This window comes from Marinobacter sp. NP-4(2019), assembly GCF_003994855.1.
In the GTDB taxonomy this organism is placed as follows: Bacteria; Pseudomonadota; Gammaproteobacteria; order Pseudomonadales; family Oleiphilaceae; genus Marinobacter.
This window is the reverse complement of sequence record NZ_CP034142.1, coordinates 175069-191230: the sequence shown is the minus strand read 5'-3', so window position 1 is coordinate 191230 and position 16162 is coordinate 175069. Positions and strand designations below refer to the sequence as shown.

14 protein-coding genes are annotated in these 16162 nt (G+C 59.3%); 4 read left to right on the top strand and 10 right to left on the bottom strand.

Annotation, left to right across the window (positions count from 1 at the left end; genetic code table 11):
* Positions 1 to 72: 72 nt before the first annotated feature.
* The 3 genes from EHN06_RS00810 to EHN06_RS00800 form a co-directional block, all read right to left on the bottom strand.
* Positions 73 to 2199 carry a TonB-dependent receptor gene (locus EHN06_RS00810; protein ID WP_127329287.1) on the bottom strand — a complete coding sequence of 709 codons (2127 nt, stop codon included), beginning with the start codon at positions 2197 to 2199 and terminating at the stop codon, positions 73 to 75.
* Between the two features lie 117 nt (positions 2200 to 2316).
* Positions 2317 to 3168, bottom strand: a complete 852-nt coding sequence (locus tag EHN06_RS00805; RefSeq protein WP_127329285.1) for a UDP-2,3-diacylglucosamine diphosphatase — start codon at positions 3166 to 3168, stop codon at positions 2317 to 2319.
* A 132-nt stretch (positions 3169 to 3300) separates the two neighbouring features.
* Positions 3301 to 3924, bottom strand: a complete 624-nt coding sequence (locus EHN06_RS00800) for a YbhB/YbcL family Raf kinase inhibitor-like protein (protein ID WP_127329283.1) — start codon at positions 3922 to 3924, stop codon at positions 3301 to 3303.
* 150 nt (positions 3925 to 4074) lie between these two features.
* On the opposite strand from EHN06_RS00800, the gene EHN06_RS00795 reads away from it, so the two are divergent.
* Positions 4075 to 4815: a spermidine synthase gene (locus tag EHN06_RS00795; RefSeq protein ID WP_127329281.1), complete on the top strand. Its 741-nt coding sequence runs from the start codon at positions 4075 to 4077 to the stop codon at positions 4813 to 4815.
* A 9-nt stretch (positions 4816 to 4824) separates the two neighbouring features.
* Here the strand turns inward: EHN06_RS00795 and EHN06_RS00790 are convergent, their stop codons facing one another.
* Positions 4825 to 5385, bottom strand: a complete 561-nt coding sequence (locus EHN06_RS00790; protein WP_127329279.1) for a TIGR00730 family Rossman fold protein — start codon at positions 5383 to 5385, stop codon at positions 4825 to 4827.
* A gap of 108 nt (positions 5386 to 5493) precedes the next feature.
* Here EHN06_RS00790 and EHN06_RS00785 point away from each other — a divergent pair, with 108 nt between their 5' ends.
* Positions 5494 to 7602 carry a NosR/NirI family protein gene (locus EHN06_RS00785; protein WP_127329277.1) on the top strand — a complete coding sequence of 703 codons (2109 nt, stop codon included), beginning with the start codon at positions 5494 to 5496 and terminating at the stop codon, positions 7600 to 7602.
* Between the two features lie 32 nt (positions 7603 to 7634).
* Here the strand turns inward: EHN06_RS00785 and EHN06_RS00780 are convergent, their stop codons facing one another.
* Positions 7635 to 8186, bottom strand: a complete 552-nt coding sequence (locus EHN06_RS00780; protein WP_127329275.1) for a carboxymuconolactone decarboxylase family protein — start codon at positions 8184 to 8186, stop codon at positions 7635 to 7637.
* A 115-nt stretch (positions 8187 to 8301) separates the two neighbouring features.
* Between EHN06_RS00780 and EHN06_RS00775 the strand changes: the two genes are divergently transcribed.
* Both EHN06_RS00775 and EHN06_RS00770 read left to right on the top strand, forming a co-directional pair.
* The gene (locus tag EHN06_RS00775; protein ID WP_127329273.1) at positions 8302 to 8907 is read left to right on the top strand and encodes a TetR/AcrR family transcriptional regulator; all 606 of its coding nucleotides are present in this window, start codon (positions 8302 to 8304) and stop codon (positions 8905 to 8907) included.
* A 179-nt stretch (positions 8908 to 9086) separates the two neighbouring features.
* Positions 9087 to 10397, top strand: a complete 1311-nt coding sequence (locus EHN06_RS00770; RefSeq protein WP_127329271.1) for an NAD(P)/FAD-dependent oxidoreductase — start codon at positions 9087 to 9089, stop codon at positions 10395 to 10397.
* Between the two features lie 105 nt (positions 10398 to 10502).
* On the opposite strand, the gene nuoN is transcribed toward EHN06_RS00770, so the two are convergent.
* The 5 genes from nuoN to nuoJ are packed head-to-tail and all read right to left on the bottom strand — an operon-like array spanning position 10503 to position 16156.
* Positions 10503 to 11936, bottom strand: a complete 1434-nt coding sequence (nuoN, locus tag EHN06_RS00765) for an NADH-quinone oxidoreductase subunit NuoN (RefSeq protein WP_228257505.1) — start codon at positions 11934 to 11936, stop codon at positions 10503 to 10505.
* Complete coding sequence (gene nuoM / locus EHN06_RS00760) at positions 11933 to 13462, bottom strand: NADH-quinone oxidoreductase subunit M (protein WP_127329267.1); 1530 nt, start codon at positions 13460 to 13462, stop codon at positions 11933 to 11935. Before nuoM ends, nuoN begins: the two co-directional genes overlap by 4 nt.
* Positions 13459 to 15333, bottom strand: a complete 1875-nt coding sequence (nuoL, locus tag EHN06_RS00755) for an NADH-quinone oxidoreductase subunit L (protein WP_416332533.1) — start codon at positions 15331 to 15333, stop codon at positions 13459 to 13461. The genes nuoM and nuoL overlap by 4 nt, the downstream gene beginning before the upstream one ends.
* Entirely contained in the window at positions 15330 to 15638 is a 309-nt protein-coding gene (gene nuoK / locus EHN06_RS00750; protein ID WP_127329265.1) for an NADH-quinone oxidoreductase subunit NuoK, read from the bottom strand. Before nuoK ends, nuoL begins: the two co-directional genes overlap by 4 nt.
* Positions 15638 to 16156 (bottom strand): NADH-quinone oxidoreductase subunit J, encoded by a 519-nt coding sequence (gene nuoJ, locus EHN06_RS00745; protein ID WP_127329263.1) that lies wholly within the window; start codon positions 16154 to 16156, stop codon positions 15638 to 15640. The genes nuoK and nuoJ overlap by 1 nt, the downstream gene beginning before the upstream one ends.
* Between the last annotated feature and the right edge of the window lie 6 nt (positions 16157 to 16162).

The window sequence follows — 16162 nt, the reverse complement described above, 5'->3', positions numbered from 1 at the left end:
CTGCAGGAAAGGAGAAACGCCCCCGGGGCAGATAACCCCGGGGTTCGTTTCAGGATTGAGAGTGGCAGGTCTTCAGAAGTCCAGTTGGTAACCCAGTGTGATGGTTCGGCCACGCCCCTGGAAGTAGTACTCGTCACTGACCCGTGCTGCCTGGGAATAGTAAGTGAAGTAGTCCTTGTCCAGCAGGTTCTCGACGCCCAGGGACACTTTGCCCGCCCCGGTTTTGTAGGCGACAGCGCCGTCCAGCAAACCATAACCATCGAAGTCCAGCTGGTCACCTTCCACATCGCGGTCGAGGAACTGGCTGAACCGCAGGTGGCTTGAAAGCGCCCCGGTCCAGGCCGCTGACCAGCTCAGACGCAGGGTTTCCGGCGCGATACTGATGCCACTCAACTTGGTATCAACATCACCATCGCCGTCGGTGTCGGATTTACCGGATGCGTAGGTGTAGGAAAACGCCAGATTGTGTGCGGCGGTCAGATCCGCATCGGCGGTGACTTCCACGCCCTTGATCTCGGTCTTTTCCCGGTTGCCGACCCAAACGCCGTTTTCCTCGGTCAGTCGCTCACCGAAATCCGAGTCCGACTCGTAGTAGCTCACTTCCAGGTGATAGCGGTCCCAGTCGAATCGGGTACCGATCTCGCGGTTGTCGGTGACAATCGGCTGAAGCTGCAACAAGTTGTCGACGTCCTGGCCCGGGTCACTGATGCCCCTGAGCACCCGTCCCACATCCGGCATGCCAAAGCCTTCGGAGTAGTTGGCAAATACCTGCGCCCAGTCAGTCAACTGGTAGACCACACCGGCGTTGAACAGGGTTTCGTCAAAGTCCGGGTTCCCCCCCTGAACCGTGACGTTGTCCTGGGTGACATTGCTGCGATCAATGGTGTTATAGGTGTCTACCTTGAGTTCGGCCTGTTCATGGCGAACACCACTGTGCAGGGTCAGGCTATCAGTAACCGCGAGGTCACCCTGCAGGAAGGCCGCGTAGTTACGGAAGCGGGATTCCGGTACATAGGTGCGACCGGTGTGCACCAGATTTTGCTGGGTCTCGTCCTGGAGAACGTCCAGTCCCGCGGTCAGACTCAGGCGGTCATCCAGTAAACCGCTCCGGGTGAAAGTGAATTTACCGCCAAGCTTGTCGGACTCGTTACGGGTCTGGTCAAAGCGGGCATTGCCTTCCGCGTCCTGATAGGGAAAGAAGGGAGTGGTGGCAAACTGGGCCCGGAAAGTCTGGCTGTACAGCTGAACGTCGACCTGATTGCCCAGCCAGTTGCCATGGGAGTATGAGAGACGGGCGGTAGTGACCTCGTTGTAACCGGGATCCCCGTCCGGATTGCCCTTGCGGGCCGTGGTGGGTACACCATTGGCGCGATCACCGGAAACCGGCTCATAGTCGCCATTACCTTCCAGCTTGAAACGGTTGATGAAAAACTCAACATTCTGGTCATCATCCAGCCAGTAACCGAGCTTGGCGAGCACATCATAACTTTCGGAGTTCTGGATTTCCCCCGGATAAGCCACACCTATAGGACGATCCTTGCCATCGTAGAACACGCCGCGCTCCTGGAAGCTGCCACCAACCAGATAGTCCCAGCTGCCCTGCTGACCACTGACACGATAACCGACCTTGTAGCCCTGGCCATCGGATTTGACATCGTCATCGGTGGTTACACTGGCGGATACCGATTGGTTGACCTTCCCGCTCTCGGCCTTTTTGGTCACGAAATTAATGATGCCGCCAGTAGCGCCGAGGCCGTGCTCGGCACTCGCCCCGTGAATCACCTCGATGCGTTCCACCAACTCCAGATCGATGGTGTAGCTGTCACGGGCACTGTCCCGTAGCGGATTACTCTGAGGCACGCCATCCACCAGGAACAGTGGCGATCGGCCCCGGAACGTCTCACCGGCGTTGGAGAGTTTTTGCCGGCCCGGGGAGTAGGAGGGGATCAGATTGCCAAGAACCTCGCCGGGGTCATTGGAAATCGACAGCTGCTGCTCAATCTGTTCCCGGGTGATGATGGTGGTTTTCTGGGGCGTTTCCCCAGCGGTGCTTTTATTACGGGTCGCGGTGATAACCAGGTCGGGCAGACTGACGGCGTTATCATCCGCGGAGTTATCGGCCTGTGATTGCGCCAGTCCCATCCCGGGAACGGCCATCGTCATAGCCAGAAGCAGGACTCGTGACTCCGGAGTTTTCATAAGCATTTCTCGAATGGTTAGTGCATTTCGCCTGCATCCCGTCGGGATGACAAACGTTACCTCAAGTTAATGAGGTGCAAATGCTAACGATTCCCATTAAGAAATGCAAAGGATGAATTAATTCATCACGCGGTTCACCTGCTCTACGAAAGCCGCGGGCAGCACATCGATCACCGGGCGCTGGTCGCCGCTCATTTCCGGCGCCGGGATTGCCGGTTCGGTTGCAATGATGGCGGGATTTTCCGTCCAGTGCAGCAGTTGCAACTGGCCATCGGCCTGCTCCACCAACGCGGTACAGTGCTCTACCCAGTCGCCGTCGTTGCAATAGAGGCCTTCGGTGCTTCTGAGGAAACCAGCGGAGTGAATGTGGCCGCAAATAAACCCGTCATAGTGGCCCCGCTCGGCCGCGGTGAGAGCCGCCAGTTCAAAACGGCGAATGAAGGTGCGTGCCTTGCCGATACGGCTTTTGACCCAGGCCGCCAGCGACCAGTAGGGCTTGCCATTAAGCCGACGCCAGGCATTAAACCAGCGATTGAGCCGCAGCAGGAGTCCGTGGGCACGGTCCCCCACCAGCAGCATCAATGGGCTGCAGCGCACTACCTGATCGAACTGGTCACCGTGGCAGACCAGGAATCGCCGACCATCGGCGGTGGTGTGGATGGCTTTGTAACGGATGTCGATACCGGAGATCGTCTGGCCACAGAAGCGGCGGACAAATTCATCGTGATTGCCCGGCACATACACCACCCGGGTCCCGGTTGCGGCCAGCTCCATGAGCTTGTGGACAACCGCCTGATGGGACTGCGGGAAATGCACGCGCCGCTGCATCGCAATCAGGTCAACGATATCCCCCACCAGGTAGAGGGTCTCGCAACGGACGTTGTTGAGGAAATCCAGCAGATAGTCCGCCTGACAATCCGCCGTCCCCAGGTGCACATCGGAAATGAACACGCTCCGGTAGTTCCGCATTTCGTCTCCCACCCTTCAGCCATGCTGGATATGGCTACTGTCACAAAGGTGGGTGACAGAAACATGACAATGAGACGACGTTTTCAAGACGTGTGCCCCGCGAACCGGAGCACGCCGTCAGCCCGAATCAGATCAACGCAGATCCGGATTCAGGGTGTAGGTCCCGGTAACCCGGGCACTGGCCAGTACATGGCCGGCCATGGCCTCACGCACATCGTTGCCATCGAACTCGCCGTCCAGGCCCAGACTCTCCACATCCAGGGCGTGCACCTCATAGTGGTAATGGTGAATGATTTCATCGTTCCAGGGCGGGCAGGGGCCATCGTAGCCCGCGTAGGTGCCTGCCATGTCAGGGTTGCCTGCCAGAAACTGGGTATAGTTGTTGATGCCACGAATGCCGATTGGCCCCGGGCCGGGTTCCTTGCCCTTGGGAATGACGCCGTCACTGTCCTCACCCTCGGGAATCCGGCTGGTATGGGCCGGTACATCCACCAGTAACCAGTGGAAGAAATCCACCCTCGGAATGTCCTTTGAAACGGTTTTGCCTTCCTGGTTGACATCATCGGCCACACTGGGCACATCCGGATCAAACATCATGACCACAAAGCTGCGGGTGCCATCCGGTGCGCCCTCCCAGCTGATTTCCGGGTTGCGGTTGGGACCGAAACTCATGTGGTCTTCCTGACTGTAGACCCCGAACGCGAACTTCTCCGGGATGGGTTTCCCCTCTTCAATACCTCGAACCTGCAGTTTCACGGTGTTGCCTCCTGTTATTGGTTGGCCTTTATCTCGGTAACGGTATCCGGATTACCTCTGTTCTGTGATAAAAAGGTTTTAACAATGGTGGTGTCCTTATGTCCAGATTAGCAGACACCGCCGCCACTACCCGAGAGCCAGTCATCCCGCATGTTCAACAAAGGCGAGATCATCCATCACACCCGCGATGCCCTGGGGAGTATCCTGGTGATCGACTACCGCAAGCACCGGGTCCTGACCTTCAACTCGGTGTTTGAACAAAGCAAGATTGACCGCCGCTTTCCCCACCTCCCGGTGCACGAATACAATCGCGCCATGATGTTGCCGGCGGCGTTTGCCAGGCCCCGACATGTCACCATTCTGGGTCTGGGCGGCGGGGTGATGGTGAACGCGTTCCACCACCTGTACCCGGACTGCCGCATTCACGCGGTGGAACTGAGGCAGGCGGTTCTGGATGTGGCCCTGGCGTTTTTCGACCTGCCGGACAGCGATCGCCTGGCCGTCACCATAGCCGATGCGCGCAATGCCCTGGCAGCCCTGCCGGATACCAGTACCGACATGATCCTGGCAGACCTCTATAACGCTGACCGCATGAGTCCTGCCCAGTCCCAGCGTCAATTCGTGGATGAATGCAGCCGGGCGCTGACCGACCTTGGCTGGCTGGTGCTCAACTATCACCGCACACCCGATCCGGAAGGCCCCTATTTCCGCCAGCTCAAACAACACTTTGCGGTGCTGCTGATGTTCCGAAGCAAGAGCAACAACACCGTGATATACGCCAGCAAGCATCCTTTCGATGCCCTGCATTCCAGAGACCCACTGCTGGCGGACCTGGAAGAACGCCTGCCCATCGATTGGCGCAAGCTGATGACCAGAGTCAGTCGGCTGTAGCCTGGCCGTTCAGGTCCATTTTTCCCGGGGCGGGCGGTAGTGCCGCATCTGGTCCAACAGGGTTTCGGGGTCCTCCGACTTGATGAGCATGTCGATGTATTCCTGCTTCAGGAAGCCGGCCCGCTCCATCGCAGACACCATCGTTAGTAATGGATCATAAAAACCATTGACGTTGTAGAGCGCGCAGGGCTTTTGATGGAACCCCAACTGGCCCCAGGTCCAGGCCTCGAAGATTTCTTCCAGGGTGCCGATTCCGCCCGGCAGGGCAACAAAGCCATCCGCCAGTTCCGCCATTTTCGCCTTGCGCTCGTGCATATCCTTCACCACGTGCAGTTCCGTCAGGCCACCGTGGGCCAGTTCACGGGCACGCAGGTGTTCGGGGATCACGCCGTAGACCTTCCCCCCGGATGCCAGCACGGAATCCGCCACAATCCCCATCAACCCGACATGACCGCCACCAAAAACGATATCGGCACCGTGACTTCCGAAAAACGCACCCAGTTCGCGGACCTTATCGGCATAGACTGGATCATTTCCGCTTCGGGAACCGCAATAAACAGCGATTTTCATCGAATCTCCTCACAAAGTAGCAGTCGGGTGGCTCCGAGGTCGCATTGAGCCAACAGCCGAAAACTCTAGCATGGAAGTTTGGATAACAAGAACCGCAGGAGTACCCCCATGGCAGGGCGCATCGTGTTGCTTCTTGCCTGCCTGTCCTGGTTAACAACGGCCCATGCGGAGCTTTCGGAGGATAGGCGGGCATTAATCCAGGAGTTGTTCCCATCAGCGACCGTCATCAAGGGCAAGTTGCCGGAATTTCCGGTCTACCCGGTGTACCAGTTACAGGAACTGTTGGGCTATGCCTACGTCTCCACCGACTTTACCCGTCTCCAGGGGTTTGCCGGCAAACCGATCAGACTGCTGATCGGACTCGATACCCGTGGCCGGTTTACCGGTGTTAAGGTCCTGAATCACCATGAACCGGTTTTCCTGCACGGTCTGGGTGAAGAACCCCTGTTCCAGTTTACCGACCAGTACGAGGGCCGTTCACTGCGGGAACAGATCATCGTTGGCACCTCGAATTCCAGCCATTCAGGCCGGGATGCCGGCGGCAACGTGGTGTACTTTGATGGCGTCAGCAAGGCCACGGTATCGGTGCTGATCCTGAACGACACCGTCCTGTCCTCCGCTTTGCAGGTCGCACGCCAGAAACTGGAAGGCTTCGCCCAGGCCGCGCCAACCCGGGCCAAGCCGGATTTCTATGAGCCACTGTCCTGGCACCAGCTGATCGATCGGGGCTATATCGGCCACTGGCGAGTAGGTGGGGCATCGGTTGAAGACGCTGTCGGGCGCCCGCTGTCCGATTACCCCATGGATATCGAGCCGCCCGAGGGGGAGCCCTTCAGCGAGATCTTCTTTGGTTACATCAATGCGCCCATCGTCGGTCGCAACCTGCTGGGTGACGAAGGCTATCAGCAAATCATGGAAAGGTACGAAGACGGCGCCCAGGTGTTGGCGGTGTTTTCCCGGGGCAGCTTCCTTCATGTTGCGGAAGACTTTGTACCGGGCAGCACCCCTGATCGCATAGGGCTGACCCAGAACAATCTCGCGGTGGAAATGCGGGACCTCAATCTGTTGGGTCCAACGCTCCAGTTACAGGCCACGGGAATGCCCGCCTTCGATGCCAGCCATCTGTTCCGGGTCGGCGGCAGCCTCGGTTTCAACCCAGGGGCAGAGGCCACCCTGAAGCTGAACGTCGCACTCGCGCGTAACCACCTGATGGTGGATCGCACCACCTTCGACATTCCGGTCCGGTTCAACAACGACCTGTTTGAAACCGTTGAAATCGCTGCGACGCCGGAAGACACGCGGGAGCCGGTATGGGTCGGTTTATGGAAGGAACGCTGGTGGCAAATCTCTGTTCTGGTGATTAGCCTTGCGGTTCTCACGGTTTTTTTCGCCAAACAGAAAGCCCTCAGTCGCTACCCCAGGCTGGTACATCGTTTCCGCTGGGGCTTTTTGTTCTTTACCCTGTTCTTCATTGGCTTCTACGCCCAGGGCCAGCTCTCGGTGGTCAATATCTACACCCTGTTCCTGGCCATCTGGGACGGCTTCTCACTGGATGTCTTCCTGTTGGACCCGGTGATCTTCATCCTCTGGACCTACACTTTCATTACCCTGTTTATCTGGGGTCGGGGCCTGTTCTGCGGCTGGCTCTGTCCGTTCGGGGTGTTGCAGGAAATGGCCGCCTGGCTGGGCGAAAAGCTGAAGTTCCGGCAGGTCAGGGTGCCGGAGCGCTGGCATCGCCGACTCATCCTCTTCAAGTATCCGATTCTGCTGGGTCTGGTGGGCACCGCGTTCTATTCGCTGACCCTGGCGGAACAGCTGGCGGAGGTGGAGCCCTTCAAGACCAGCATTACCTTGGGCTTTGTGCGCTACTGGCCGTTTGTCGTTTATGCAGTGGGACTGCTGGTGATCGGTATGTTCATCCACAAGTTCTATTGTCGATACCTGTGCCCTTTGGGCGCCGGGCTCGCGGTGCTGGGCCGGTTCCGGTTGTTCAGCTGGCTGGATCGGGTCGAGCTGTGTGGCAACCCCTGCCAACATTGCAAGAACGAATGCGGGATTAACGCTATCCGCAAGGACGGTCGGGTGGATTACGATGAATGCATCCAGTGTCTGGAGTGTGTGGTGATTCTGCGGGATGAGGACCAGTGCGTGGACAAGCGGATCCAGAACAAGAAACGGGAAAGGCAGGCGAATATACTGGCAACGGATGCGGGCTAAGCCCGCATCCTTCCTCATGCCAGACCTGGCAATTACTTTTTATGCCACTCGAACTTCCTGAACGGCTCATCAACCGGCGTTTCGGCGATATGGTTGATGTAGTTGCTCATGGTTTTCTGTGAGAGCACCAGAATCACTTCCAGAACCTGACGAAGGTTGTAGCCCGCGCCAAGGAACGCTTCAAGATCTTCCTTGCCGACATTGCCTTGCTTACGCATGACCGCCAGGGTGAATGTACGTAGCGCCTCCAACTTTTCGCTCGGTAGCGGGGTTTCATCACGAAGTGCGTTAATAATGTCGTCCGACACCTCCATCATCTTGGCAATACCGGTATGGGCTGGTACGCAATAGTGGCAGGCATTCTCCACGCTGATGGTCTGCCAGACCACCGTCTTCTCGTCGTTATCGAAGCTGCTGTCCAGAACCAGTTGATGAAGCTTCTGGTAGGCCTCGAGTACCCCCGGCGCTTCCGCCATGACCGCATGGAGGCTGGGAATCATGCCAAAGCCTTTGAGCGAATTTTCCAGCAGGGGTTTGGATTTCTCCGGAGCCGAGTCCATATCGTGAAAGGTGAAATCTGTCATAACCATCTCCTTTTTGAGTGATCGTTCAATTACCCTTCAACCCTATCTGTTATTGAGCATGCGCTCAAGATATAATTGAGCGGTCATTCAAACAGAATGTTGGTGGATCGCTGATATGGCCAGACACGCACGCTATGAGCGAAAAGTTGCCCTGGAAAAGGCTGTTGGCCTGTTCTGGGAGAAGGGCTACCACGGCAGCTCGATGAAACAGATCGAGCACGCGCTGGATATGCGCCCCGGCAGTATTTACGCCACATTCGGCAGCAAGGACGGGCTGTTTTCGGAAGCGCTGGCCTCCTACGCCGAACGCGGTGGCCGGGAAATGGCGGCCCATCTTGAGCAGTACGATTCCATCGTGGACGGCCTTCAGGATTACCTGCGCACCATTGCCGCCAGCTGCGGCCCCGATACAGAAGCGCCATCACGAGCCTGCATGATCGTAAAAACCCTGCTGGAATCCAGCAACACACACAGTGAATTGGCTGTCCAGGCCAACAGCATTCTGTCCGCCATTGAACACGCCCTGAAAGCCGCGCTGGAACAGGCAAAGAGCCGGGGAGAACTGATTTCAACAGCGGATTGCAGTCGTCTGGCCCGGCTACTCCAGGCACAGATCATGGCGTTGCGGGCCATGGCCGAGAGAGGGCTGACGAGTGAGCAACTAAAGGCTCTCGGGGACGACATGGCGGCCATCCTGGATGGATACCGTACCCACCACTGACCCCGTCGGTAAGAGTTGAGGAACAGCGGGACATTGGTCCAATTGTACCTGCTGCCCTCTCCGCGTTAGTATTATCGCGCCAGTATTAGCACCCTACCTTTCATTCGTTTCCAGTGAGGACAGCCAAGCGCTTTTGCCCGAAGAGCGCTTGGCTCTCTTCACTTAAAGGTCTGATTGTCATGGATAACCTTCATCACATTGTCGTGGTCGGCGGTGGTGCCGGCGGTCTTGAGCTTGTCACCAGCCTGGGCAACAAACTTGGCAGGAAACGCCGGGCGCGCATTACCCTGGTGGATGCCGGCCTGACCCATGTCTGGAAACCCCTGCTTCACGAAGTGGCCTCCGGATCACTCGATGCCAGTGCCAACGAGATCAACTACCGCGCCCATGCCCAAAAGCACCACTACGAGTTCCAGCTTGGCTGCATGAGCGGACTGGATCGTGACGCCAAACAGCTGGTGATCGCACCCTTTCACGATGAAGACGGCGTGGAAGTGGTTCCGGAGCGTCGCATCAGCTATGACACTCTGGTGGTGGCTGTCGGCAGCACCGCCAACGATTTCGGCACTCCCGGCGCCCAGGAGCACTGTCTGTTCCTGGACAGCCTGATGCAGGCTCGCCGTTTCCATAACCTGTTGCTCAATGCTTTCCTGCGCAAGAACCACGATGCCAACCAGGGTCAGTCCCACGAACTGCCCATCACCATCATCGGCGCCGGGGCCACGGGCGTGGAACTGGCAGCGGAGCTGCGTCTGGCCTCGCGGGAGTTACCGGTCTTTGGTATGAGTCATCTGCAGCCATCGGATGTTTCAATTTCCGTTATCGAGGCGGCTGACCGAATCCTGCCGGCCTTGCCCGAACGCCTGTCCGCTGCCGCCACCCGTGAACTGGAGCGGCAAAGCGTCAAGGTCATGACCGGACAACCGGTGAGCGAAGTGCGCGCGCAAAGCATTGTGATGAAGGACGGCACCGAACTGCCTTCGGAAATGACCATCTGGGCCGCCGGTATCAAGGCACCCGGCTTTCTCGCGGAGCTCGATGGCCTTGAAGTGAACCGGGGCAACCAGCTGATGGTGGAGCAGACTCTGCAAACCACCCGTGACAACAGCATTTTCGCCCTGGGTGACTGTGCCGCCTGCCCCCAGCCGGATTCAGACAGACCGGTGCCGCCAAGGGCCCAGGCCGCCCACCAACAGGCGGATGCACTGTTCAAGACACTCTGTAACCGACTCGAAGGCAAAGAGGCCGTGCCCTTTGTCTACAATGATTACGGCTCATTGATCAACTTCAGTCACTACACCACTGTCGGCAACCTGATGGGCAACCTGTCCGGGCGCAGCATGTACATTGAAGGCAAGGTGGCTCGCCTGTTCTATGTTTCCCTCTACCGCATGCACCAGGTCGCCCTGCACGGATTCCTGAGGACCGGCGTGATCTGGCTGATGGACAGGATCAACCGCGCCATGCATCCGCGGCTCAAACTGCACTAACCAATTCGTTAATCCACTGAGCCCCTGAGAGCCTTGAGAGCAAGGCGCGGTGGCGAAGGTTTGGTGGCCCCAAATCAAGCCGGCGCAACACCGCTCTCAAGGCCCTCAGGGGCTCAGTCGCTGGACCCAGTCAATCATCGGGGCGGGGTAGATACCAAGCACAAGAATCACCACAGCCAGGGCCATCAGGGTCAGGCCGCCAATGCGACTGCCCCAGTCATTGGTGACATCCCGGCGACGCATACCGGGCTCCGGCAGGTACAAGGTCACCATCACTCGCAGGTAGTAGTACAGGCCGATGGCACTACCTGCGACAACCCCGCCCACCAGCCACCAGCGGCTGTCGGCAACGCCCAGGGCAATCACGTAGAACTTCCCGATAAAGCCAGCGGTTAACGGGATGCCCGCCAGTGACAGGAAGCTGACAGTCATCACCGCGGCCAAGTAGGGGCGCCGCCAGAACAGGCCGCGATAAACCGGCAATCCGTCGGCGTCCTCGCCGCCGAACGGGCTTGAGACCAGAGTAACCACACCAAAGGCCGCCAGAGTGGTGACCAGGTAGGTAATCAGGTAGACGCCGGTGGTTTCCGTAGCCAGGGTATTGCCCGCGACGATTGCTACCAGCAGATATCCAAAATGGGCGATGGATGAATAACCCAGCAGTCGCTTGAGATTGGCCTGAAACAGGGCCAGAAGATTACCCCCCAACATGGTCAGTAGCGCCAGTACTGTAATCAGGGTCTGCTGCCACTCACTGCTAAAGACCGGTGCCGCCAGCACCAGCCTTAACAGCACCACGAACACCGCCAGCTTGCTGACGGTGGCGAGGAAGATGATGGCGGGCGCCGGCCCTCCCTGATAAACGTCGGGTGTCCACAGGTGAAAGGGCACCACGGACAGCTTGAAACCCAGCCCAACCACCATCAGTACAGCGCCGGCAAGCATCCAGGCATCCGGTGCCTGCACCAGCGCTCCGGCCACACCGGCCAGATCCAGGTAGCCGGTGCGGGCGTATATCAGCGCCATACCAAACAGCAGGAACGCCGTGGCCGCAGCCGACAACAACAGATACTTGATACCCGCTTCCAAAGAGCGCTCGGCGCGATAGCTGTATGCCAGCATGCCGTACAAGGGCATGGACAGAAGCTCCAGGCTGATAAACAGCATTGCCAGGTGGTTGCTGGCCACCAGCGCCAGAGCACCAGCGGTGGCGCACAACAGCAGCAGATAAAACTCATCCTTCGGCCCGATGTAGCCGGTCAGGTAATGATGGCTCAGGATCACCGTCACCAGCGCCGAGACAAGAATCATCGTGCCAGCCATGACTGCCAACCCATCCACCTGCATCAGAGGCGGGGAACTTGTCGCCGGAGACGTCAGGGGCAGCGCCAACAGACCAAAAGCCAGGCCCGCCGCCGAGACCAGGGCGGTAACCGCGTGATTCCGCTGCCAGGCAACCCCGAGCATGACGATCACCGCCGTCGAAGCGACAATGATCAGGGGCAGTACCGTGACAAGGTGCGCGGTCGTCAGCATCAGCGCACCTCCCCGAAAACCCCGGCCACGCTTTCTCCGGCAAACAACTCGGCAGTGGCACCGGACAGACCGGCGGTAATGTCCAGTAAGGGCTGGGGATAGAGCCCGACCAGAATCACCAGCGCCAGCAGGGTCAGCATCATCAAGTACTCTCGCCAGTCCGGCCCCGCCAGCGCTCCCTGCCGGTACACGGGCCCGAAATGCACCCGCTGCATCAGAGTCAGAGAATAAATGGCAGCAAGCACCAACCCGGCACTGGCAATCACCACGACCACTGGAGCGGTCGGAAAGGTGCCGAACAGAATCATGAACTCGCCGACAAAATTCGCCGTTGCCGGCATGCCCAGCGATGCCACGACAAAGCACAGCGTGAACCCCGGCAAGACCGGTATCCGGCCCCAGAGGCCGCCCATGATGGTCATATCACGGGTATGGATGCGTTCATACAGCTGTCCGCTCAGGATGAACAGCCCGGCCGAGGAAAAGGCGTGGGCCACCATCATCACCACCGCTCCCTGAATCGCCAGTGTGGAGCCGGAGTAGATGGCAATCAGCACAAAGCCCATATGGGAAATACTGGTGTAGGCGATAAGCCGCTTGATGTCCTGCTGGCCACACGCCAGTACCGCGCCATAGATGATACCGATCAGGCCCAGCGTCATGGCCACCGGCGCAAAGGCCCGGGACTCCTCCGGGAACAGAGGCAGGCCGAAGCGCAGCATGCCGTAAGCCGCAGTTTTCAGCAGGATGCCTGCCAGATCGACACTGCCGGCGGTCGGGGCCTGGGCATGGGCGTCTGGCAACCAGCCATGGAAGGGCACCACCGGCAGTTTGACGGCAAATGCGACAAAGAAGCCCAGCATCAGCCAGGGCGCCATCGCTTCGGGCACGTCCGCCTGGCGCAGGGCCTCATAGCTGAATGTCCACTCGCCGCTGTTACCGAAATGAATAAACACCAGTGACAAAATCGCCACCAGCATCAACAGGCCGCTGGCCTGGGTATAGATAAAGAAGCGGGTGGCAGCACGAATGCGGGTTTGCCCTGGTGAGCCGCTGTGGCCCCAGAGCGCAATCAGGAAATACATGGGCACCAGCATCATTTCCCAGAACAGGAAAAACAGAAACAGGTCGAGCGCCAGGAAGACCCCCACGACACCACCGAGGATCCACAACAGGTTCAGGTGAAAGAAACCGATGCGATGGGTGATCTCCTGCCAGGAACACAGCACGGCCAGCGCGCCGAGGAAACCTGTGAGGGCCACCAGGATCAGCGACAGGCCGTCAATGGCGAGGTGCACTTCAACACCGAAGCGGGGAATCCAGGGTGTCCGCCATTCCAGCAGCCAGTGGTTCTGGGCCCCCTGGGGAAAAGTAAAATCTCCGGTAACCCACAGCCAGAGGCTGATCACCAGCACAAACAGCATGGTCGCCAGGGCAATCCACCGTGGTACCTGCTCGCCCCAGCGATCCGCCTGCCAGCACAAGAGACCGCCCAGAAAAGGAATCAGAATCAGCCAGACCAGGATCATGCGACACCCTCCGGGAACAGGACCAGCGCCAGCAGAAGCACCGTGGCACCCAGAATCATCACTGTCGCGTAGCTCCGGACCCGGCCGTTCTGGGCCCGCACCAACCCACCATTGAGGAGTTTGGCCAACAGCGCCAGCAGGTTGAGCGTCATGTTCACCAGGTCGTACCTCAGCATCCGGACCATATGTTGCCAGGGCCTGACCAGAAGCCGGTCATACAGGGCATCAAATCCCCAGGCCCGGTGCCACAGCGACCACAACAGGGCGCCCAGGCCATGACCGGCCTGGCGACGCAGCCACTGGAGGCGGGCCAGAAACAGCCAGCCCGCCGTTACCAGGCCCGCGATCACGGTGCTGGTGGCCAGTATCTGGAGCAAGGTGTGCCCGGCGTCGGTGCCGGCTCCGGGCGGCGCCGGGAACAGGCCACCGAGATGTGGATACAGCCACGCGCCCAGAACGGTGGATAAAACCGCCAGCACCACCAGAGGCAGGTGATGGGTCAGCGGGTTGGTGCCTGGCTCGGCGTTACGGGCGTTGTCGCTGCCACAGTCTCCGTGGAAGGTCCCGAGAATCAATCGCACCGTGTAAATACAGGTCAGAAACGCGCCCAGCAGGCCCGCCAGCAAAAGCCCCTGCTCGCCGGCAGCCATGGCTTGCCAGAGAATTTCATCCTTGCTGTAGAAGCCAGCCGTTACCAGCGGAAGGGCCACCAGGGCCGCGCCGCCCACCAGGAAACCGCCATAGGCGACCGGCAGCCGCTTTCGCAGGCCGCCCAGTCTGGCCATGTCCTGTTCGTGGTGACAACTGATGATCACGGCACCGGCCGACAGGAACAACAGCGCCTTGAAAAAGGCATGGGTGACCAGGTGGAAAATGGCCGCGTCAAAGGCACCGACCCCGAGCGCCAGAAACATGTAGCCGATCTGGCTCATGGTGGAATACGCCAGGATCCGCTTGATGTCGGTCTGGGCAAGAGCGGCAAACGCCGCCAGCAGCAGCGAGACCGCACCAATCACACCGACCAGCCAGAGCACATCCGGCGCCAGCAGGAAAACGCCGTTCAGCCGCGCGATCAGGTAGACCCCGGCGGTCACCATGGTGGCCGCGTGGATCAGCGCCGACACCGGGGTCGGGCCCGCCATGGCGTCCGGCAACCAGGTGTGCAGCGGCAGCTGGGCCGATTTACCCAGGGCCCCGCCAAGCACCAGCAGCGCAACCAGGCTGACGGTAGGATCACCGACCGACCAGACTTCGGAGGCCCGAACCATCACCTGCTGGATGTCCAGGGTACCCAGATCCCGGAAGATCAGGAACAAACCCAGCGCCAGGAAGACATCGCCGATCCGGGTCACCACAAACGCCTTGAACGCCGCTCGGCCGTTGGCGCTGTCCTGGTAGTAATAGCCGATCAGCAGGTAACTGCACAGGCCCACACCTTCCCAGCCCAGGAACAGCAGCAACAGGTTGTCCCCCAGTACCAGGATCAGCATGCTGAAGACGAACAGGTTCATCCAGGCATAGAAACGGGTGACCCCCGCATCCCCCGCCATGTACCAGGCGGCGAACAGGTGAATGAAAAAACCGACGCCGGTAATAACCGCCATCATCACCAGGGCCAGGCCATCCACCGCCAGGCCGATAGCAGGCCTGAACGCACCCGCCTCGATCCAGGTCCAGAGCGTAAAACGCAGGGTTTCGTCGCCGCCGGCATGGAGCGCAATCGCCCAGGCCGTCGCCAGCGCCGCCAGTCCGATACTGGCAACACCGATCACAGAAGCCAACCGGGGCCCCAGACGACCGCCGGAAAAACCCAGCAGCAGGGTACCGATCAGGGGAAGCGTAAACGACAGGGTAACGGCCAACTCCATCATCCACGCATCCTGCTGGTCAGATCCAGATTCAGGGACCGCACACGCTGGTAGAGCTGAATCATCAGTGCCAGCCCCACCGCGGCTTCAGCGGCCGCCAGGGTAATCACCAGCAGGAACATGGCCTGGCCATCGGGCTGTTTCCAGGCCGTGGCGCCCACCACAAAGGCAAGGGCCGCCGCATTCAGCATGACCTCCAGACTCATCAGTACGAACAGCATGTTCCGTCTCAACATCAGCCCCGCCAGACCCAGCACAAAGAGAATGGCGGCCAGGATCAGACCGTGTTCCACCGGGATGCCCGACATCAGTGACCACTCCTGTTTCGTAACGGATTCGAACGACGCCCGACATGAGAGGCTGCAATCAGCGCCCCCAGTAACAGCAGCCCCGACAGCTCAACCACCATAAGCCAGGGTCCGAACAGGGTCAGAGCCACCGACCGTGCGGTCAGCAGGTCGCCCGCAATGACCTGAGCCATGTCCCCCCGTATCAGCAGGGTCACCAGCACAGCCAGGAGGATGACTGCCAGAATTGAGGGGCCAACCCAGTGGCGCGGGTGGCGCCAGCCCGCGCTGTCGCTGTCAGCGTCCGGGCCCAGGTTGAGCATCATCACCACAAACACGAACAGGACCATGATGGCACCAGCGTAGACAATGATTTCCAGGGCTCCCGCAAAGGGTGCCCCCAGGGCAAAGAACACCAGGGCAACCGCAATCAGCGAGACAATCAGGTACACCACCGCATGCACCGGATTCTTGCCGGTGATCACACCCACTGTGGCCAGTACCGCCACCAGACCACTCAGATAAAATGCCAGTTCCATGGATTC